15 protein-coding genes are annotated in these 18,758 nt (G+C 67.2%); 10 read left to right on the top strand and 5 right to left on the bottom strand.

The window, feature by feature from the left end; genetic code table 11:
- Window positions 1-135 precede the first annotated feature (135 nt).
- Both EJC49_RS19515 and EJC49_RS19510 read right to left on the bottom strand, forming a co-directional pair.
- Window positions 136-1,365: a YeeE/YedE family protein gene (locus tag EJC49_RS19515; RefSeq protein ID WP_126701615.1), complete on the bottom strand. Its 1,230-nt coding sequence runs from the start codon at window positions 1,363-1,365 to the stop codon at window positions 136-138.
- Window positions 1,366-1,463: 98 nt separating this feature from the next.
- The gene (locus EJC49_RS19510) at window positions 1,464-2,375 is read right to left on the bottom strand and encodes a sulfurtransferase (protein WP_126701612.1); all 912 of its coding nucleotides are present in this window, start codon (window positions 2,373-2,375) and stop codon (window positions 1,464-1,466) included.
- 307 nt (window positions 2,376-2,682) lie between these two features.
- Here EJC49_RS19510 and EJC49_RS19505 point away from each other — a divergent pair, with 307 nt between their 5' ends.
- Entirely contained in the window at window positions 2,683-3,981 is a 1,299-nt protein-coding gene (locus EJC49_RS19505) for a PQQ-dependent sugar dehydrogenase (RefSeq protein WP_126701611.1), read from the top strand.
- A gap of 92 nt (window positions 3,982-4,073) precedes the next feature.
- Here the strand turns inward: EJC49_RS19505 and EJC49_RS19500 are convergent, their stop codons facing one another.
- Window positions 4,074-5,417 carry a helix-turn-helix domain-containing protein gene (locus EJC49_RS19500; RefSeq protein WP_126701610.1) on the bottom strand — a complete coding sequence of 448 codons (1,344 nt, stop codon included), beginning with the start codon at window positions 5,415-5,417 and terminating at the stop codon, window positions 4,074-4,076.
- 249 nt (window positions 5,418-5,666) lie between these two features.
- Here EJC49_RS19500 and EJC49_RS19495 point away from each other — a divergent pair, with 249 nt between their 5' ends.
- The 4 genes from EJC49_RS19495 to EJC49_RS19480 all read left to right on the top strand — a co-directional run bounded on the left by EJC49_RS19495 (window position 5,667) and on the right by EJC49_RS19480 (window position 9,581).
- On the top strand, window positions 5,667-7,958 hold the full coding sequence (locus EJC49_RS19495) for an ATP-binding protein (RefSeq protein ID WP_170314797.1): 2,292 nt from the start codon (window positions 5,667-5,669) through the stop codon (window positions 7,956-7,958).
- Window positions 7,942-8,547, top strand: coding sequence for a response regulator transcription factor (locus EJC49_RS19490; protein WP_126701608.1), 606 nt, complete (start codon window positions 7,942-7,944; stop codon window positions 8,545-8,547). Before EJC49_RS19495 ends, EJC49_RS19490 begins: the two co-directional genes overlap by 17 nt.
- 183 nt (window positions 8,548-8,730) lie before the next feature.
- Window positions 8,731-9,003, top strand: a complete 273-nt coding sequence (locus EJC49_RS19485) for a hypothetical protein (protein ID WP_126701607.1) — start codon at window positions 8,731-8,733, stop codon at window positions 9,001-9,003.
- A gap of 119 nt (window positions 9,004-9,122) precedes the next feature.
- The gene (locus EJC49_RS19480) at window positions 9,123-9,581 is read left to right on the top strand and encodes a TspO/MBR family protein (protein WP_126701606.1); all 459 of its coding nucleotides are present in this window, start codon (window positions 9,123-9,125) and stop codon (window positions 9,579-9,581) included.
- A 16-nt stretch (window positions 9,582-9,597) separates the two neighbouring features.
- On the opposite strand, the gene dxs is transcribed toward EJC49_RS19480, so the two are convergent.
- Both dxs and EJC49_RS19470 read right to left on the bottom strand, forming a co-directional pair.
- Complete coding sequence (gene dxs, locus EJC49_RS19475) at window positions 9,598-11,532, bottom strand: 1-deoxy-D-xylulose-5-phosphate synthase (protein WP_126701605.1); 1,935 nt, start codon at window positions 11,530-11,532, stop codon at window positions 9,598-9,600.
- Window positions 11,533-11,671: 139 nt separating this feature from the next.
- On the bottom strand, window positions 11,672-12,118 hold the full coding sequence (locus EJC49_RS19470) for a c-type cytochrome (RefSeq protein WP_126701604.1): 447 nt from the start codon (window positions 12,116-12,118) through the stop codon (window positions 11,672-11,674).
- A gap of 167 nt (window positions 12,119-12,285) precedes the next feature.
- On the opposite strand from EJC49_RS19470, the gene bchI reads away from it, so the two are divergent.
- The 5 genes from bchI (at window position 12,286) to EJC49_RS19445 (ending at window position 18,665) form a co-directional block, all read left to right on the top strand.
- The gene (gene bchI, locus EJC49_RS19465; protein ID WP_280960054.1) at window positions 12,286-13,338 is read left to right on the top strand and encodes a magnesium chelatase ATPase subunit I; all 1,053 of its coding nucleotides are present in this window, start codon (window positions 12,286-12,288) and stop codon (window positions 13,336-13,338) included.
- Between the two features lie 74 nt (window positions 13,339-13,412).
- Window positions 13,413-15,143: a VWA domain-containing protein gene (locus tag EJC49_RS19460; protein WP_170314796.1), complete on the top strand. Its 1,731-nt coding sequence runs from the start codon at window positions 13,413-13,415 to the stop codon at window positions 15,141-15,143.
- A gap of 12 nt (window positions 15,144-15,155) precedes the next feature.
- Window positions 15,156-16,028 (top strand): alpha/beta fold hydrolase BchO, encoded by an 873-nt coding sequence (gene bchO / locus EJC49_RS19455; RefSeq protein ID WP_126701601.1) that lies wholly within the window; start codon window positions 15,156-15,158, stop codon window positions 16,026-16,028.
- A 44-nt stretch (window positions 16,029-16,072) separates the two neighbouring features.
- Window positions 16,073-17,605: a phytoene desaturase gene (locus EJC49_RS19450; protein ID WP_126701600.1), complete on the top strand. Its 1,533-nt coding sequence runs from the start codon at window positions 16,073-16,075 to the stop codon at window positions 17,603-17,605.
- On the top strand, window positions 17,583-18,665 hold the full coding sequence (locus EJC49_RS19445; protein ID WP_126701599.1) for a phytoene/squalene synthase family protein: 1,083 nt from the start codon (window positions 17,583-17,585) through the stop codon (window positions 18,663-18,665). The genes EJC49_RS19450 and EJC49_RS19445 overlap by 23 nt, the downstream gene beginning before the upstream one ends.
- The last annotated feature ends 93 nt before the right edge of the window (window positions 18,666-18,758 follow it).

Raw genomic sequence — 18,758 nt, 5'->3', positions numbered from 1 at the left:
AGGGCGCCGCGCCGGTCGCTGGCGCAGACTGCGTCTGCTGCGAGGCCCGCGGCACCGGGTGGCGCGCATGATCGACCGCCACCGCAGCCGTGGCCGCCGCCAGCGCGGCGCCGAAGAGAAGCGTGTTCCTTGCGGTCATTGTTTAGAAAACCCGTCGAGACCGAACAGAGGGCGCGCCGCGACGCCCACGAAGGAGCCGGCGAACGCGGCGGCAAACCACAGCCAGCCATGCAGGCTGCCCGAGGCGATGCCCGAGAACAGCGCGCCGATGTTGCAGCCGAATGACAGCCGCGCGCCATAACCCATCAGCACCCCGCCGATCGCGGCCGCCAGCAGCGAGCCGAGCGGCAGCTTCGCCTTCGGCGCGAACTTTCCAGCCAGGCTCGCCGCCAGCCCCGCGCCGAGGATGATGCCGAAGTTCATCACCGAGGTGATGTCGGCGAGCACGCTGGAATTCAAGGCCGTCTGCGGCCCCGGCCAGGTCCAGAAGGCCCAGCTCTCGATGGGCACGCCCGCCGCCTGCGCGACCTTCGCGCCCCAAAGGCCGAAGCCGAATGTCACCGACCACGGGTGTCCGGCCAGCAGCAGCGTCGCGACGTTGAGCACGGCGAGCAGGAGCCCCGCGCCGACGAGCGGCCAGGGGCCTTGCAGGAGCCAGCTCCAGCCGGCGCGCGGCGGCGTCGCTTCCCACTCAATGTTGCCATGCGCCCGCCTTTCGACGACCGCCGAGACGAGCGCGACCAGCCCGAGCCCGATCAGCGTGACGAGCACGGCGTTGCCGGTCGACAGTTCACGGCCGAGATCGATCACGCCCAGCGATGGCCGTTCCAGCCACCACGGCAGATGGGCTGTGCCGACCACCGCGCCGACGATGAAGAACACGAGCGTGACGAGCATGCGCGCCGAGCCGCCGCCCACCGTGAACAGCGTGCCCGAGCCGCAGCCGCCGCCGAGTTGCATCCCAAGGCCAAACAGGGCCGCGCCGAACAGCACCGACACCCCGACCGGCGCCAGCGCCCCCACCAGCGGCTTGCCGCCCAGGCTCCCGGCCGCCAGAAGCGGGATCATCGCCACCGCCGCGATGCCGATCATCAGCATCTGCGCGCGCACCGCCCGCCCCCGCCGCTCGACGACGAAACGCCGCCAGCCGCCGGTGAATCCGAACGAGCCGTGATAGAGCGCCGCGCCCAGAAGCCCACCCACCAGGAACAGGGCGGCCTGGCGGAGGTCGATCAGGCCGGCGATGGCGGCAAAGCCGAGGATGAGCGCGCCGCCAGCCACCAGCGCCGGTGCGCGGTCCATGGTCGCCGGCAGCGCCAGCCTTGGCCGGTCGGGCGATGGGCGATCGAGAGAGGTGTCGGTCATGGGAATGTCGGCCATCTGTCTTGCTTGGTCACCAACGCCGAATGTCCGGATCGCTCCGGACATTCGCATGCGTTCATGACGCCTGTCGGAACGGGGGTTCAGGTGCCGGAGCGGTTCTCCACCGGGCGTGCCGGATCGGCGGTCCACTCGGCCATCGAGCCGTCATACATGGAGGTGTTCTTGTTGCCCAGCACCTCGCTCAGTCCGAACCAGGCCACCGAAGCCCAGTGGCCGGTGTTGCAGAACGCGATGTTCTTCTCGTCAGCGGCGAGGCCGACGGCCTCCGACAACGCCTTCACCGTCTCGGGACGGGTAAACAGGGCATATTCGGCGCTGTAGAGATCGCTGTGCTCGATGTTCACAGCACCGGGAATGGTGCCTTCGATGCGCACGACGGGGCTCTTCGACTTGCCCTCGAACTGTGCGGCCGGACGGCCGTCGACCAGCTTGGTGCCGGCCTCCAGCGCAGCGGCGACCTCTTCGGTCGTGGCAAGCAAGTCCTCGCGCAGCTCATAGTCGAACGCGACCGGCTGAGGCGTCGCCGGCTCGGCCGAGCGTGCGCCGCCGGCCGCGTCATACTGGCGCCAGCCGCCGTCGAGGATCGAAACCTCGTCATGACCGAGATACTTGAACGTCCAGTAGACGCGGGTCGCGCCGCCGAACTCGCTGGAATCCGTGCCCCAGGGAACGATCACCACATGGTCGTCGGCATCGATGCCGAGGTCGCCGATCAGCTTGGCGACCTGCTCGACGGGCGGCAGCATGCCGGGCACGCCGTTGAGCTCCGTGCGCCAGCCGGCGGTGGAATAGGGCGCCACCACGGCGCCATCGATGTAGGGGTTGGCGCCGAGGTCGGTTTCGGCGACCTTGTCGCGAATGTCGAGCAGCACGATGTTGTCCTGCCCTGCATGGGCCTTGACCCATTCGGCATCCACCAGCGGGCGGATGTCGGAGGCGAAGGCCGGCGCGGCAATCAAGCCGAGCGTGAGGGCCAGCGAAGCGATGCGCATGGGCGTGTCTCCCGATCTGGAATGGCGGACGTCCCGTCGACGTCTATGGCGTGGTTTTACCGGTCCGGCGCCTGCAAGTCAGGGCATGGTCGGTCGTTCGGCCGATCCACCGTCGAAGTCCATTCCCTTTGAGGCCGTTTTGGGAGAACCATTTTTCGTTCGCTCCCGCCATCACCGGTGCGTTCCGAAAATTCCACCGGCAGAGCATGTCTTGTCGGCGCTGCGGCGGCAGTTCCCTCGTCTGGCGAGTTTCAATTCCGTCGTCGATGTTCTAAGCCCGGGCAAAGACTTCTCGAGGATCGACGCCATGGCCACATCCCTCTTCGCCGAACTCGTCGCCTTCGTCGGCGGCGTCATCGTCAAGTTCCGCCACCGCGGTCAGGGCGCGCTCGCCCAGGCCTTCGGCGATCGTCCGGCGATTCCGCCCGCGCGACCCCAGGGCACCATCCCCACCCTGAAGATGCCGACGGCCCGCGGCTGGGACTCCGGTCGAACCCCCGTCGCCGCGCCGGGGCTGAAGGTCAACGCTTTTGCATCCGGCCTCAAGCATCCGCGCTGGATTCACGTTCTGCCCAATGGCGATGTCCTGACGGCCGAGGCGCTGTCGGTGCCGGGCGGCATCAGCTCGGTCTTCGACTATGCGATGACCGCCACCATGCGCCGCGCCGCCGCGCTCGGCGACAGCCCGAACCGTATCACGCTGCTGCGTGATGCCGACGGCGACGGCGTAGCCGAAACGCGCCACGTGCTGCTCGACGGGTTGAACCATCCTTTCGGCATGGCGATGCTCGACGGCACGCTCTATGTCGGCAACACCGACGGGCTGGTCGCCTTCCCCTATTCCGACGGCGACACCCGCATCGACGTGCCGGGCCGCCGCCTTGCCTCCTACAAGCCGGCGGGTCACTGGACACGCTCGATCCTGCCCTCCCCCGACGGCAAGCGCCTCTATGTCGGCGTCGGCTCGCTGTCCAACATTGCCGACCAGGGCATGGAAGCGGAGGAAGGCCGCGCCGCGATCTACGAGCACGACATCGCCACCGGACGGAACCGGATCTTCGCCTCCGGCCTGCGCAATCCGGTCGGCCTTGCCTGGGAGCCCTCGACCGGCGTGCTCTGGACCGTGGTCAACGAGCGCGATGGCCTCGGCGACGAAACGCCGCCCGACTATCTCACCTCCGTGGTCGATGGCGGATTCTATGGCTGGCCCTACTGCTACTGGGACCGCATCGTCGATGACCGCGTGCCTCAGGATGCCGCCATGGTGGCGAAGGCAATCACGCCGGATTTTGCGCTTGGCGGGCACACCGCTTCGCTTGGCCTGTGCTGGATGCCGGCGGGCACGCTGCCGGGTTTCCCGGACGGTATGGTCATCGGCCAGCACGGTTCCTGGAACCGCTCGACGCTTTCCGGCTACCGCGTCATCTTCGTGCCGTTTGAAAACGGCCGGCCCTCGGGGCCGTCGCGGGACATCCTCTCGGGATTCCTGTCACCGGACGAGAAGCACTCCTACGGCCGCCCCGTCGGCGTCACCATCGGGCCCGACGGCTCCCTGCTCGTGGCCGATGACGTCGGCGATGTGCTGTGGCGCGTAACCGGGGCCTGAAACGAGGCGCGATCGCTAGATGTCGTTGTCACGGACAACCTCCGTGACAACGACATCTAGACCCGACCAAGCCCGGGCCAGGTGCGCCCTTGTCACTCGTCGGTGTGATCACCGAGCCCGAGGCGGTTGAGCTTGAGATAGAAGGCCTGGCGGCTGAGTCCCAGCGCGCGGGCAGCGGCAGAGCGGTTGTTGCCGGTCAGCCGCAGCGCGGCCTCGACGCACATCTTCTCGACCACGTCCGTCGTGTTCTGCACGAGATCCTTCAACGGGGTCCTGCCGACCAGATCGGTAAGCCCGCTGAGGTCCAGGCTCGCACCCGTGTCCCGCGCGCGGGTCGCTTCAGACTTGACCCGCAACACCAGGCCGAAACAGGGAAGGCTCCCTGCCGAAACATCGACCAGCATCGCGTCGACGGGAACCGCCGGCGCCGACAATCCTTCGAGCCACAATCCTTCGACAGCGACACGCCCCTGGCGGGCGGTTGTCTCCAGAAGGGTCGACATGTCCGGATCGGTTTTCGACTTCAGGAATTCGTCGATCCGCTGACCAACGGCCAGGGGCGCGGCCGGAGCGCCGACCGCCGCCAGGAACGCATCATTCGTCCACACCAGCGTTCCGCCACGATCGACGAGCACGACGGGATCCGGGCTCTCGCGGATCAGTTGCGGCAAGGACGAAGCGATTCCGTCTGCCGCCGCGTCATCGTCGGCCGGCAGGAAGCGCGCCACCACCAGCCCGCGTTCCTCGCCGCGAGACGGCTCCATGGTCAGGATCACGCGCGCCGCGTCTGCCTGCTTCGGGACGACGATCATCCGGTCGGACCGTCCGGAGGAAAGGACACCCCTTAGTCTGCTGCTGACCTCGGCTCGCCAGCCCGGGTCCAGCATGTCGACAAGCCGAAACCGACGCAGTTTTTCGGGGCTTTCGCCGAGTATGGCTGCTGCGGCGTGGTTGCCGTCTCGGATTTTCCCGGTGCTGCCGTCCAGCACCAGCATGGCATCGGCGCCGAACTCCCATAGCGAGCGGAAGAGATTTTCGGAGGACCAGGCGGCGCGGCGGTGCATGCGGGACGGCGAACCGATCAGGATCACATCGCCTTCCCGCCCCGATGCGGCGGCGGCATAGCGGACGCCGACTTGGCCGTACGGTGTGGGATGAACGATTTCCTGGCTATCGGCCCGGCGGTCGGCGCGGGTGGTGGCGAGAAGCGATTGCGCGGCAGCCGCGCTCTCGGGAACCACGAGGTCGCTGAACAGGCGTCCCTTCCACGTCTCGGTATCGAGCGGTGCGTCCAGATTGTTCGAGGTGGAAACGTCGCGAACGCGATTGTCCGGATCGATGACGAGCGCAACCTCCGCGACAAACGCGACCATGCGCGCAATGACGTCTGGATCGGCCTCTCCGAGGACCCGCTGGAAGCTATCTTGTCCCGACATCGCTTTCTTCGCGGGAGGCGCCACATGCCTCGACGCGCACGCTGTGGCCGCCAGGCCCGCGAGGCTTGAGTGTCTTCGCCCCGGACACCCGCCGTTGTCAACACATTCTATTGCCTTGGTTGGAACGCTTGCCTAGATTCCCCCGTCGTCATGCGGGGAGGAAGTCATGAAGGCCGTCCATCGTGCCATCCTGTCGTGCGGCCGGCCGCCACCCGTTTTCGGCTTCTCGGGATGCCGGGAGTGCATGCGGTGAGACCGAAGGTTGATCTAACCGCCTGCGACACCGAGCCGATCCATCTGATCGGCGCCATCCAGCCGCATGGCGCGCTCGTTGCGGCGGACGAGGAAACCCTTCGCATCGACTATGTCAGCGCAAACAGCGCCGAGTTCGTCGGCTATGCGCCCGCCGAACTGTTGGCGAGGCCGTTGTCGATCCTGCTGGGTGACGACCAGGTGGCCGAACTCGACGTCAGGGCCCAGCGCCCTCTCGTCCCCGACCTTTTGAGACCCTGGTTCCCTACGGTTCGCGGGCGGGACGGCGAGCGACGGCTGGAATGTTTTCCGATCCGCCATGATGGCCGCATCATTCTCGAGTTCGTGCGGTTCGAAGCCGGGCCGGCACTGGTCTGGGAAGAAGACCTGCTTCGCCAGCGGATCATCTCCGAGCTCATCAAGCCTGACACCTTGACCGAACTGGCTCGGGCCAGTGCGCAGATCCTGCGAGATGTCACCGGTTTCGATCGGGTGATGATCTACCGGTTCGCCAAGGACGGCCACGGAGAAGTCATCGCCGAGAGCACCGTTCGCGACGACAGCTTTCTTGGTCTTCACTACCCGGCGTCGGACATTCCAGAACCCGCCCGCAGGCATTTCCGCCTGAACGTCATTCGGTCGATACCCGACATCATGGCGCCGCCCGTGCCCATCCTGACGCATCACGGCGCCGTCGCCGATGCATCGCACGGAGCGGCGATCGACCTGACCTATGGCAAGCTGCGTGGCGTCGCACCGGTGCATGTCGAGTATCTCGGCAACATGGGCGTCGGCGGCTCCATGTCCATCTCGCTGATTGCCAATGACGATCTCTGGGGACTGGTCGCCTGCCACCACTACGGCCCTTTGCACCTTCCCTGGAGCCGTTTTCGCTTCTGCGAGCTGCTGGGAGGCACCATCTCGGCGCTTCTGCAGAGCCTGGAGAACGCGACGCAGTTGCGGCAGAGCATCCGCGCCGAGCGAACGGCTTTCGAGATCGAGCGGGCCGCGCGGGGAGGCCAGCCGCTGGCCGAACTCATTGCCCGCAACGCCAAGGAGCTCATGTTGCATGCCGGGGCTCAAGGCATGGTGCTCAGCCTCGGCGGCACGATCAGCCGTTTCGGGAGAACCCCCGAGCCCCTGCCTGAATTGCGGGGGCTCGGGCGCGAACCCGTCGATGGGGTGGCGACGTTCGACAACGTGCCATCCGCGCTAGGCCTGGACCCGATCTACTGGAGCATCGCCTCGGGCGCGGCATTCCTGGAACTGTCCGAGGACGGGGAGGACTACCTCGTTTTCCTGCGCGAGGAGTTCGAACACACGATCAAATGGGCCGGCAAGCCTGACAAGCTGGAAAAGCGCCGGGTCGACGGAACGGTCCGCTTGTCGCCGCGCGGGTCCTTCAATCTGTGGAGCGAGGAACGGCGCGGGCGCAGCAAGCCGTTTTCCGACAGTGACCGGGAGGCTCTGCGAATTCTGCGCCGGGCGCTTTTCGCGCTCAACAGCCTTGATCGCGAACGCGCCGCGGTGGTCGCACAGAAGCAGGCCGAGGCCGAAGAGGCTCGCCTGAAACTGGTCGTGCTGGACGCCGCGCGGCGCAGTTCGATGGGCGAACTCGCCTCCGCGCTGGCGCATGAGTTGAATCAGCCGCTTGCGGCCGTCACCAACTACGTCAATGCCTGCCGCCAGGAATTGCGCAACTATGGGATTGCCATCCCGGCCGAAGTGGCGGGTCTGATCGAGCGCGCCGTGGGGGAATCGCTGCGCGCCGCCGAACTCGTCAGGCGGTTGCGCAACTTCATCGCCCAGGGCGAGATCGTCGCCGAGCCGATCGACCTGAAGCCGGTCGTGCGTCAGGGCGTGGAGTTGGCCTTTGCGGCGTCTCCCGACCCGACGCCCCGGCTCGAGTTCGATCTGGAAAGCCTGCCGCCTCTCGTCGTCGCCGATCCGATCCAGATCGGTCAGGTGGTGCTCAATCTCGTACGCAACAGCCTGGCGGCGATGCGGGAGAGCGAGGTTCGCACGCTGGTCATCTCGGCCCGCCGCAATGGCCCCCTCGTGGAACTGGCCGTGCGCGACACCGGCCACGGCATTCCTGCGGAAATTGCAGGGCGTCTGTTCGAGGCATTCCAGCCTTCCACCAGCAGCGGCATGGGCCTTGGCCTGTCGCTTTGCCGATCCATCATCGAGGCGCATGGCGGGCGCATCTGGTCGCGCCCCGTGACGCCGGGCGCGGAGATCGTCTTCTCCCTTCCCGTGAGGAGCGCTGGCCATGCCCTGCCGCACTGATCGGCTGCGCGTCCATGTCGTGGACGACAATCCGTCAGTCCTCGATTCGATGCGCGCGCTTCTGATGGCGCATGGCCAGGACGTGGTGCTGCACGGGTCGGCCGAAGCATTTCTCGACAGCAGTCAGCGAACCGCCGCCGAATGCCTTCTGCTCGATCTGCGCATGCCCGGGATGAGCGGGACCGAGCTCCAGCGCCGGCTCCGCGAGCGGGCCGATCCGATACCGATCGTCATGCTCACCGGCCATGGCGACGTTCCCGTCGCCGTCGCCGCCATGAAGGCCGGCGCGATCGATTTCATCGAGAAGCCGGGCACGGAAGCGCAGATTCTCGCGGCGATCGCCCTCGCCGCCGACACCATCGCCAACCGCCAGCCGCCGCCGCTTCCGGCGGGCGAGATCGCCGAGCGGCTGGCGCGGCTGACGCATCGCGAGCGCGAGGTGCTCGATCATCTCGTCATCGGCGAAACCAACAAGGCCATCGCCGACCGCCTGGGAATCAGCCAGCGCACCGTCGAGATCCACCGATCCCGCATCCGCGAGAAGCTCGAGGCGCGCGGCCTGTCCGATCTCATCCGGATGATGCGCTGAACCGGCTCCGCCCGCGGCCCCCATATGGGCGCGCCGCGCGGCGTACGTAGTTTCCACGTAGGCGTTTTTCCGAAATGGAGCCGTGGCTCCATCCGCCGTACTGTGCCAGATCGGAGGAACCGTCTTCAGCGCTTTCCGGAACCAACCGGACGCGCGGGAACGGAGCAGCAGGGAGAAGATGCCGTGGACGCCTCTCATGATGGCACCGGCAATGGCCGCATGGACGGGATCACCTTCCGTCCGGCACAGCGGCGCGTGGAAGTGACTTTCACCGAAGAGCAGTACGCCGCCCTCGAGGGGTGGCGTTCGGCGAACCGGGTCGGCGACCGCTCGGAAGCGGTGCGCGAACTCGTCCGGCTGGGCCTTCTGGCCGAAATCGCCAGGGTCTACCGCCTCGTCGTCGGCGTGGCGGATTCCGACGATGGCGCCGACGGGAGCTTCGAGACCCGCCGCTGACGCTTGGCGCGGAGCCGCCGCCCGACACCTCGGTCTACGCCGCATCGCCCGAGCGACTTGCGCGGCGCGGTGCCTGCGCTACCTATGCACTGTCAAATCAGCCCCGACGGAGCCGCCCCATGCTGGACTGGTCACTTCTCGTCTTCGTCCTGCTGTGCGTCGCGACGGCCGCGTCCGGGGCCGTCTTCAAGCCCGGCGCCTGGTACGAAGCGCTGGCGAAGCCGTCCTGGACACCCCCGAACTGGCTCTTCCCCGTCGTCTGGACCCTCCTCTACATCATGATCGCCGTCGCCGGCTGGCTGGTCTGGAAAATGGCCGGCGCCGGCGCCGCGATGTTCTTTTGGGGTCTCCAGCTCGTGCTCAACGGCGCCTGGTCGTGGCTCTTCTTCGGGCAGAGGCGCATGGACCTGGCGATGGTCGACGTCGCCCTGCTCTGGTGCTCCATCGCGATCTTCATCCTGCTGGCCTGGCCGGTGTCGATCTGGGCCGGCCTGCTCTTCGTCCCCTATCTGGTCTGGGTCTCCATCGCCGCGATGCTGAACCTGACCGTCTGGCGCATGAACCCCCAGGCGGCTTGAACCCCGCCGCGCCGCTTCAGGCTGCCGGCACCAGGGCCAGCACGGGATAGAGCCGGCGTTCGCCCAGTCCCAGGCAGTCGAGCACGCAGGTCGCGATATGTGGAGCGTCCAGACCGGCATCCGCATACATGGTGTCCGGCTTGTCGTGTTCGATGAAACGATCGGGCAGCGTCAGGGTGCGGATGCGCAGGCCGCGGTCCAGCACCCCTTCCGCCGCCAGCAGATGCAGCACATGCGCACCGAACCCGCCCGCCGCGCCCTCTTCCACGGTGACCAGCACTTCGTGGTCGCGCGCCAGCCGCAGGATCAGGTCCCGGTCCAGCGGCTTGGCGAAGCGCGCGTCGGCGATCGTGGTCGAGACCCCGCGCTGGGCCAGCCTGTCGGCGGCTGCGAAGCACTCGCCGAGCCGCCCGCCGAGCGACAGGATCGCCGCCGTCGTGCCTTCGCGCAGGATGCGTCCCCGTCCGATCGCCAGCGCTTCGCCCCGCGCCGGCAGGGCGACGCCGCGGCCCGACCCGCGTGGATAGCGGAAGGCCGAGGGCCGGTCGTCGATGCCATGCGCGGTTGCCACCATGTGCATGAGTTCGGCCTCGTCGGCCGCCGCCATCACCACGAAATCGGGTAGGTTGCAGAGATAGCCGAGATCGTAGGATCCGGCATGGGTCGGACCATCCTCGCCCACCAGACCGGCCCGATCGATCGCGAACCGCACGGGCAGGCGTTGCAGCGCCACATCGTGCACGATCTGGTCGTAGGCCCGTTGCAGGAAAGTCGAATAGATCGCGCAGAACGGGCGCATGCCGGCGGCCGCCAGCCCGGCCGCGAAGGTCACGCCGTGCTGTTCGGCGATCCCGACGTCGAAAAACCGGTCTGGAAAGCGCTTCTGGAAGCCGTCGAGCCCGGTGCCGCTGGCCATGGCGGCGGTGATTGCCACGACACGCGGGTCCGCCTCGGCCTCGGCGGCCAGGGCGTTGGCGAACACCTTGGTATAGGTCGGCGCACTGGCGGGGGCGCTCGCCTGCACGCCCGTCGCCACGTCGAAGCGCGCCACGCCGTGATACTTGTCCGCGGCCTTCTCGGCCGGCGGATAGCCCTTCCCCTTGCGGGTGATCGCATGGATCAGGATCGGCCCGTCGGCGCGGCTTCGCACGGTGCGCAAGACCTCCAGCAGCGTCCCCATGTCGTGGCCGTCGATCGGCCCGACATAGGAGAAACCGAGATCCTCGAACAGGCTGGCGCCCGAGACGAGCCCCTTGACCAGGCCCCTTGCCCGTTCCGCGCCGAGGCGCAGCGGCTTTGGCAATCTCGACACCGCGCCCTTTGCCGCGGCCTTCAGGTCCTGGAACGGCTCGCCCGCATAAAGCCTTGCGAGATGCTTCGACATCGCGCCCACCGGCGGCGAAATCGACATGTCGTTGTCGTTGAGGATGACGATCAGCCGCTTGCCGAGGTGTCCGGCGTTGTTCATCGCCTCGTAGGCCATGCCCGCCGAAAGCGCCCCGTCCCCGATCACGCAGATCACGTCGCCGACGTCGCGCCCGTGGTCCCGCGCCACGGCAAAGCCGAGCCCGGCCGAAATGGACGTGGATGAATGCGCGGCGCCGAATGGATCGTACCGGCTTTCCGAGCGCTTGGTGAAGCCCGACAGGCCACCGCCCTTGCGCAACGTCCGGATGCGGTCGCGCCGGCCGGTAAGTATCTTGTGGGGATAGCACTGGTGGCCGACGTCGAAGATGAGACGATCGCGCGGCGTGTCGAACACCGCGTGGATGGCGACGGTCAGTTCGACCACGCCGAGCCCGGCACCAAGGTGCCCGCCGGTGACCGACACGGCCGCGATGGTTTCAGATCGGAGTTCGCTCGCCAGGCGTTCGAGCGTGTGATCGCTCATGGCGCGCAGGTCTGCCGGTTCGGCTATGCGATCCAGCAGGGGTGTGGCTGAACTGTCCATGCTTGCCTCCCGTGCGACGCACCGTGGCGCGTCGCTGGGTCGGTGTCGCCGAAGGCTCCGCGGTTGGAACCGCCTGCACCAACTGTCAATTCAGATTGACATCGAATGCAGTCAATGTCCATTGAAAAACGATTGCTGCCTACTGGCTCGCCGCGGCCGGTTCGGCAGCCTCTTCCTCACCCGGTTCGGCAGCGGCGGCTGTCGAGAACTGGGCGATGTAGGCGATCACGTCGGCGCGTTCGTCTTCCTTCTTCAGTCCAGGAAACGCCATCTTGTTGCCGGGAACCTTTTTCCGCGGATCGGTGATGTACTCCGAGATTTCCTCGACGGTCCACACCAGTCCACCCTCGCCTGCCGCGATCATGGCCTTCGAGTATTTGCTTGCGAAGCTTTCCTCGGTGCCGGCCGTGCGGCCGATCACATTGTTCAGGCTGGGGCCCACTGGCTTGCTTGTGTCGCCGATGCCGTGACACACCGCGCAGCGCCTGAACAACGTCTCGCCCTTTGCCAGGTCCTGCGCGATGGCGGCGGCCGGCCCTGCCATCAACACGGCGCCCGTGACACCGATGCGAATGAAACTCTTCATGCTGATCCTCCCAGATGATGAACCCTTCGACCCTACCACTTAGGCGTGATGGCCGAGCGGTCAAGGCGAAGACGTCCATCCATATGGACAGTCCGCGCACTCGGAAAGACAATTATCATTGATATCGTCGCCTCGCCATGCTTTGAATACGAAAAAGGGGAGCGAAGTTGACATATTCCTTCGTAAATCAAAGTGGACTATCCCCGGCCAGCTATCCGTTTTCGGCGATCGTCGGCCAGCGCGAGATGAAGCGCGCATTGATGCTGGCAGCCGTCGATCCGACCATCGGCGGCATTCTCGTCTTCGGCGACCGCGGCACCGGCAAGTCGACTGCGGTTCGAGGCTTGGCGCGTCTCTTGCCGCCGATGATGGTCGCGGGTGACTGTCGTTACAATTGCGATCCGGCCGAACCGGCGAAGCTCTGCTCCGCCTGCCGCGCCGAAGGTCCGGTCAGGCGCGGGCGCAAGGTACCTGTGCCCGTCGTCGATCTGCCGCTCAGCGCCACGGAAGACCGCGTGGCAGGGGCGCTCGACCTCGAAAAGGCGCTGGCGCGGGGAGAAAAAGCCTTCGAGCCTGGCCTGCTCGCGGCGGCCCATCGAGGCTTTCTCTACATCGACGAGGTCAATCTGCTCGAGGATCATCTGGTCGACCTCCTGCTCGACGTCGCGGCGTCCGGCGTCAACCTTGTGGAGCGCGACGGTCTGTCGGTGCGGCATCCGGCGCGATTCGTGCTCGTCGGCAGCGGTAATCCCGAAGAAGGCGAATTGCGACCGCAATTGCTCGACCGGTTCGGGCTCTCCGTGGAAGTGACATCGCCAAAGGAGATCGCCGAACGAATCGAGGTGATACGGCGTCGCGACCGCTTCGATCGCGACCCGGACGGATTTTCCCGCGATTGGGAAAAGGAGGACGCAAAGCTTCGGGCCCGGATCGCCGCAGCGAGGCGACGGATCGGCGCGATCGAAACCCCCGATTCGGCACTCGAATGTGCGACCCGCCTCTGCCTCGCCTTGGGCGTGGACGGCCTTCGCGGTGAACTTTCGCTGCTGCGCGCGGCGCGCGCCGCGGCCGCGCTGGACGGCGCCAGGACCATCACCGAGGCCACGGTGGCCCAGGTCGCTCCTTCTGCGCTGCGCCACAGGCTTCGTCGCGATCCGCTGGACGAAGCCGGATCCACGGTCAGGATCGAACGCGCGCTGGCCGAGCTTGGCCTGCAATGACCGGCGGCCCGGGACCGGGCGGGCGCGAAGCGTCGCAAGGTGGCGATCCGTGGGCCGCCGCAAGTCTCGCTGGAATGGTGCTGGCGATCGATCCTGGAGGCCTCAAGGGTGTGCATGTGCGGGCGCGGGCAGGCCCGGCGCGTGATCGCTGGCTTGCGTTCGCAACCTCCCTCTTCCCCGAAGGCGCGCCTCGGCGACGTCTGCCGGCCGGCTGTGATTCCGCCCGGCTCGCCGGTGGCATCGATGTCGCCGCGACCCTCAGCAGCGGACGCCCGATTCTCGACACCGGTCTGCTCGCCGCCGCTCATGGCGGGCTGCTCGTCGCCGCGATGGCCGAGCGATTGGAGCGCGCGCAGACAGCCGTCATTTGCAGTGCGATCGAGGCTGGCGCGGTCAGGATCGAGCGGGACGGTTTCTCGACCAGCCTGCCGGCACGCTTCGTCTTCTTCGCGCTCGACGAGGGCGCAGACCCTGGCGAAACGATCTCCCCGGCCCTTGCGGATCGACTTGGGCTCGTCGTCGACCTCTCATTCCTGTCGCGCTTGCCTGCCCCCCCGGATGAGACCTGCATCGAAAGCGTGAACCTTGCCCGTGAACGGCTCCACGCGGTCGAGGTCGGCGACGACATGTTTGAGGCCTTTGCCCAACTCACATCGCGCGTTTCCCCGCGACGCACCCTGTTCCTGTTTTACGCCGCAAGAGCTTGCGCAGCTCTGCGCGGTTCTAGCCTGATCGAGCCCGAAGACGCGGCGCGCGCGCTTCCCCTCGTGCTTGGCGTCGACGAGATCGCGGACGCCTTGCAGCACCAGCCGCAACCGGAGCCGCCGCCGCCGCCGCCGGAGCCGGAACCGGAGCCGGGAAACGAACAAAAGCCTGAAGAAGAGACGGCAAGCGACGGCGCGCTGGCGGATGTCGTGCTGGAAGCCGCGATCGCGCTCTTGCCGCCGGGGCTGCTCGAGGCCGCCACCGGCACGCGCGGCGCACAGCGTGGTCGCAGCAGTGGCGCGGGGGCGGCCGCGAACGCTGGCCGACGTGGTCCCGTCGTGGGCAACACGCCGCGAGCGCCCTTTCCCGGCGCGCGGCCCAACGTCCTGGCAACGCTCAGGGCCGCCGTCCCTTGGCAGGCCATCCGGCGGAAGACCGCGCTGGACGCACGAGCGGCGACAGGCGAAGGCGCGCCGGCCGAGCATGGCGTCATCCGCGTGCTCGCGTCCGATTTCCGCTACCTGAGGCGACGCGAACCGCAGGGCACGACGGTCCTCTTCGTGGTCGACGCCTCGGGATCGGCCGCCGCAGCCCGGCTGGCCGAAGCGAAGGGCGCCGTCGAACTTCTTCTCGCAGAAAGCTACCGGCGCCGCGACGAGGTGGCCCTGATCGCCTTTCGCGGTTCCGGCGCCGAAATCATCCTGCGCCCGACCCGCTCCCTCGTCAGGGCGAAGCGAGCCCTCGCGGGCCTGCCGGGCGGCGGCGGCACGCCGCTCGCCGACGCGATCCTCGCAGCCGCGACGGTGGCCGAGGGTGTCGGACGCGCAGGGCGCCAGGCATTGACGGTGTTTCTCACCGACGGGCGCCCCAATATCGGCTTCGGAGGGGTTCCTGGTCGGGCCGGAGCATTGGAAGATGCCGAGCGCGCGGCTTTGCGCTTCCGTTCCCGCAACCTCCGGAGCCTCGTCATCGACACCGCCGCCCGCCCGCAACCGGCGCTCGCCGCGCTTGCCGGACGCCTTGGGGCGGAGTATCAGCCGTTGCCCCGGGGTGACGGAAGGGGCATCTCTCGGACGCTTGCCGGGCGGCTCGCCGGCTGAAGGATCGCCTTGATGGACCGGCCGGACTGGAACCGGGAGGGTCGCGACTGGCCGAACCGCACGGCAAGCCGCTTCGTGTCGGCTGCGCGCATGCGCTGGCATGTCCAGATCATGGGCGAAGGTCCGGCTCTCCTCCTTCTTCATGGAACTGGCTCCGCCACCCACAGCTGGCGCGATCTCCTGCCCCTTCTGGCGGAGAATTTCACCGTGGTGGCCCCCGACCTGCCGGGGCATGGGTTCACCGCGATGCCGCCGCCCGCCGGGCTGTCCCTGCGCGGAATGGCCGTTCGCGTGGCTGCCCTCCTGGCGGAGTTGCAGATCGAGCCGGCGATCGTGGTCGGCCATTCGGCAGGCGCGGCCATCGCCGCCCAGATGGCCATCGACTCGCTTTGCTCGCCCGGCCTGATCGTTTCGATCAACGGCGCGCTGAAGCCCATTCGGCGCGCCGGGCTCTTCTCGCCGCTCGCCAAGCTGTTGTTTCTGAACCCGCTTGCGCCGCGCCTGTTTTCGTGGCGGGCACGCGCGCCTGGCGCCACGTTGCGCCTGCTGGAAAACACCGGCTCGCGAATCGATGTCCGCGGGGTCGCTCTCTACGAGAGGCTGTTCCAGTCGTCCGGTCACGTCGAGGCGACGTTGGGCATGATGGCATCGTGGAACCTCGACGACATGCCGGACCGGCTGCGGCGCCTTGAAACGACATTGCTCTTTGTCGCCGCAGCTGGCGACAAGGCGGTGCCGCCATCGGATGCGACGGAGTTCGCCATGATGGTGCGAAATGGCGAGACGCTGCGCCTGCCCCGCGGCGGACATCTGGCCCATGAAGAGGTTCCGGGCGAGTTCGCGGCACTCCTTGTCCGGGTCGCGACCGGTCACGGCATTCTCTGACGATTCCCTTTGTCATTCTGCGGGACATGCCGTAGTGTCCACTTATGTTGACACGCCCCGATCTGAACCGCCCCGTCGAACCGTCCGATCGAAGACCCCATGCGGTCGTCATCGGCTCTGGTTTCGGCGGGCTCGCGGCCGCCATTCGGCTCGGCGCGCGCGGCTTTCGCGTCACGGTCCTGGAACGGCTTGACCGCATCGGCGGGCGCGCCTCGGTTCTCAAGCAGGACGGCTTCACCTTCGATCGCGGGCCCACCATCGTGACGGCGCCGTTTCTGTTCGAGGAACTCTGGACGCTTGCCGGGAAACGCATGGCCGACGACGTCGACCTCCGGCCGCTCGACCCCTTCTACCGCATTCGTTTCGACGACGGCTCCCATGTCGACTGCTTCCGCGACACCGACGCCATGCGGCGCGAGGTGGCGCGCATCGCGCCCGACGACGTCGCCGGATGGGAGCGCTTCATGGTTCTGGCGCGCGAGATCTGCCGCATCGGCTTCGAGGAACTCGGTCACAAGCCCTTCTCCTCCTTCACCGACATGCTGCGCATCGCGCCGGACCTGATCCGCCTGCAGGGCTGGCGCAGCGTCCACGGTCTCGTCTCGACCTTCGTCCGGGAGCCGAGGTTGCGCACGGTGCTCAGCTTCCACCCCCTGCTCATCGGCGGCAACCCGTTTCGCACCCCTGCGATCTACTGCCTTATCCCCGACCTCGAGCGGCGCTGGGGGGTGCATTACCCGATCGGCGGTGTCGGCCAGCTGGTCGATGGATTGGCCGGGTTGGTTGTTACGCTTGGCGGCACGGTGCGCGTTGGCGCCGACGTGACATGCATCGAAACGCAAGACGCTCATGCGACCGGTGTGCGACTCGCAACCGGGGAACGCATCCCGGCGGACCTCGTCATCTCCAACGCCGACACCGCCACCACGTATGGGACACTGCTCGCCAAGGCAGCGCCGCGGCGCTGGAGCGATCGACGTCTGGCTCGCGTCCGGCATTCCATGGGGCTTCTTGTCTGGTACTTCGGAGTGCAAGGGCATCTGGACGATGTCAACCATCACACGATCCTGTTGGGTCCACGCTACAAGGGGCTGATCGAGGACATTTTCGAGCGCAAGAAGCTGACCGAGGACTTCTCGATCTACCTGCACCGACCGAGCGCATCGGATCCGAATGTGGCGCCAGGCGGCTGCGACGCGTTCTACGCGCTGACGCCCGTGCCCAATCTCGACGCCGCGATCGACTGGTCAATCGAGACCGAGCGGCGGCGGAAGGCGATCGAAATGCGGCTGGAGGAGACGATCCTGCCGGGATTATCGCACCGGATCGTCACCTCACACGTGATCTCGCCGGTCGATTTCCGCGACGATTACTTATCGGCGCGCGGCGCGGGTTTCGGTTTCGAGCCGGTGCTGACGCAAAGCGCCTGGTTTCGCCCGCACAATCGCAGCGAGGCGGTGGACAACCTCTTCCTGGTCGGCGCGGGAACCCATCCGGGCGCGGGACTACCCGGCGTCCTGTCCTCCGCCAGAATTCTCGACGGGATCGTGCCTCATGCCAGCGCCTTCGTTCACTAGGCTCTATTCCACCCCCGCCGATTGTGCGGCCTGCCGCCATGCCATCCGGCAGGGATCCAAGTCCTTCCATCTCGCCTCTCTGCTGCTTCCGGTGGAACTCCGAGAGCCAGCCTATGCGATCTATGCCTTCTGCCGCATGGCGGACGACCGGATCGACAGGGAGGATGGCGGTCTCCGCGCGGTGGAAGAGATGGCTGAGTTGCTCGACCGGGTCTATGCTGGGAATCCGGGCGAAAACACCATCGAACGTGCCTTCGCCGACGTCGTTGCCGCTTTCGGCATCCCGCGCGCCATCCCTGACGCACTGCTCGAAGGGCTCGCCTGGGACGCGCAGGGTCGTCGGTATGAAACTGTGGCGGACCTGCGCGCCTACGCCATGCGCGTGGCCGGATCGGTCGGCGTGATGATGACCCTGATCATGGATCGTCGCCAGCCGGCCGTTCTTGCTCGCGCCTGCGATCTCGGCGTCGCCATGCAGTTCACCAACATCTGCCGCGACATCGGCGAGGACGCAGCAGCCGGCAGGCTCTATCTGCCGCTCGAACGGATGGCCGCGCACGGCGTCGATCCGCGGCACTTCCTTCGACAGCCGGCCTACAGCGACGGCGTACGTTCCGTGGCATTGGAACTTCTCTCCGAAGCGGAGCGGCTCTACGACAGCGCGCTGGCCGGCATCGCCGCCTTGCCCGCCTCGGGGCGTCTGGGAATTGCGGCTGCCCGGCTGCTCTACCGGGAGATTGGCAGGGGTGTCGTCCATGGCACCGATCCGGTCGCACGACGGTCCGTGGTTACGCGACCGAGAAAGCTTGCCCTTATTGCCGAAGCGATCAGCCAGCGCTATCCGGATACGTCGCCCTCAGCCTGGCCCGCCTTGCCCGAAGCACGCGGCATGATCAGGGCGGTTATGGCGTCACCGCAGCGCGCTCGAAGCCGAGGGACGCCGCCGTGGTGGCAAGTCGAGGCGCGCACGACTCGCATGCTCGAACTGCTGCATTCGTTCCAGCGGTCGCCGGCCGAGAGGCTTGGAGAACTGCGCGAGACGCACGGGCGCCGGTCTTGAGTTCGGCCTACATCATCCTCTTCGAACTGATCTTGGTGCTTGGGCTCGCGTTGGTCTTTGGCGTCCGTGAATTGCGCAACCTGCGCCGCTACG

The organism is Aquibium carbonis (assembly GCF_003970795.1).
GTDB classification, from domain to species: domain Bacteria; phylum Pseudomonadota; class Alphaproteobacteria; order Rhizobiales; family Rhizobiaceae; genus Aquibium; species Aquibium carbonis.
The sequence above is the reverse complement of the archived record's forward strand: the minus strand, read 5'-3'. Positions and strand labels throughout refer to the sequence as shown.

Bases quoted from the DNA above. Each gene is read 5' to 3' on its own strand.
- EJC49_RS19515 (WP_126701615.1), bottom strand. From the start codon at position 1,365: ATGACCGACACCTCTCTCGATCGCCCATCGCCCGACCGGCCAAGGCTG.
- EJC49_RS19510 (WP_126701612.1), bottom strand. From the start codon at position 2,375: ATGCGCATCGCTTCGCTGGCCCTCACGCTCGGCTTGATTGCCGCGCCG.
- EJC49_RS19505 (WP_126701611.1), top strand. From the start codon at position 2,683: ATGGCCACATCCCTCTTCGCCGAACTCGTCGCCTTCGTCGGCGGCGTC.
- EJC49_RS19500 (WP_126701610.1), bottom strand. From the start codon at position 5,417: ATGTCGGGACAAGATAGCTTCCAGCGGGTCCTCGGAGAGGCCGATCCA.
- EJC49_RS19490 (WP_126701608.1), top strand. From the start codon at position 7,942: ATGCCCTGCCGCACTGATCGGCTGCGCGTCCATGTCGTGGACGACAAT.
- EJC49_RS19480 (WP_126701606.1), top strand. From the start codon at position 9,123: ATGCTGGACTGGTCACTTCTCGTCTTCGTCCTGCTGTGCGTCGCGACG.
- dxs (WP_126701605.1), bottom strand. From the start codon at position 11,532: ATGGACAGTTCAGCCACACCCCTGCTGGATCGCATAGCCGAACCGGCA.
- EJC49_RS19470 (WP_126701604.1), bottom strand. From the start codon at position 12,118: ATGAAGAGTTTCATTCGCATCGGTGTCACGGGCGCCGTGTTGATGGCA.
- EJC49_RS19460 (WP_170314796.1), top strand. From the start codon at position 13,413: ATGGTGCTGGCGATCGATCCTGGAGGCCTCAAGGGTGTGCATGTGCGG.
- bchO (WP_126701601.1), top strand. From the start codon at position 15,156: ATGGACCGGCCGGACTGGAACCGGGAGGGTCGCGACTGGCCGAACCGC.
- EJC49_RS19450 (WP_126701600.1), top strand. From the start codon at position 16,073: ATGTTGACACGCCCCGATCTGAACCGCCCCGTCGAACCGTCCGATCGA.
- EJC49_RS19445 (WP_126701599.1), top strand. From the start codon at position 17,583: ATGCCAGCGCCTTCGTTCACTAGGCTCTATTCCACCCCCGCCGATTGT.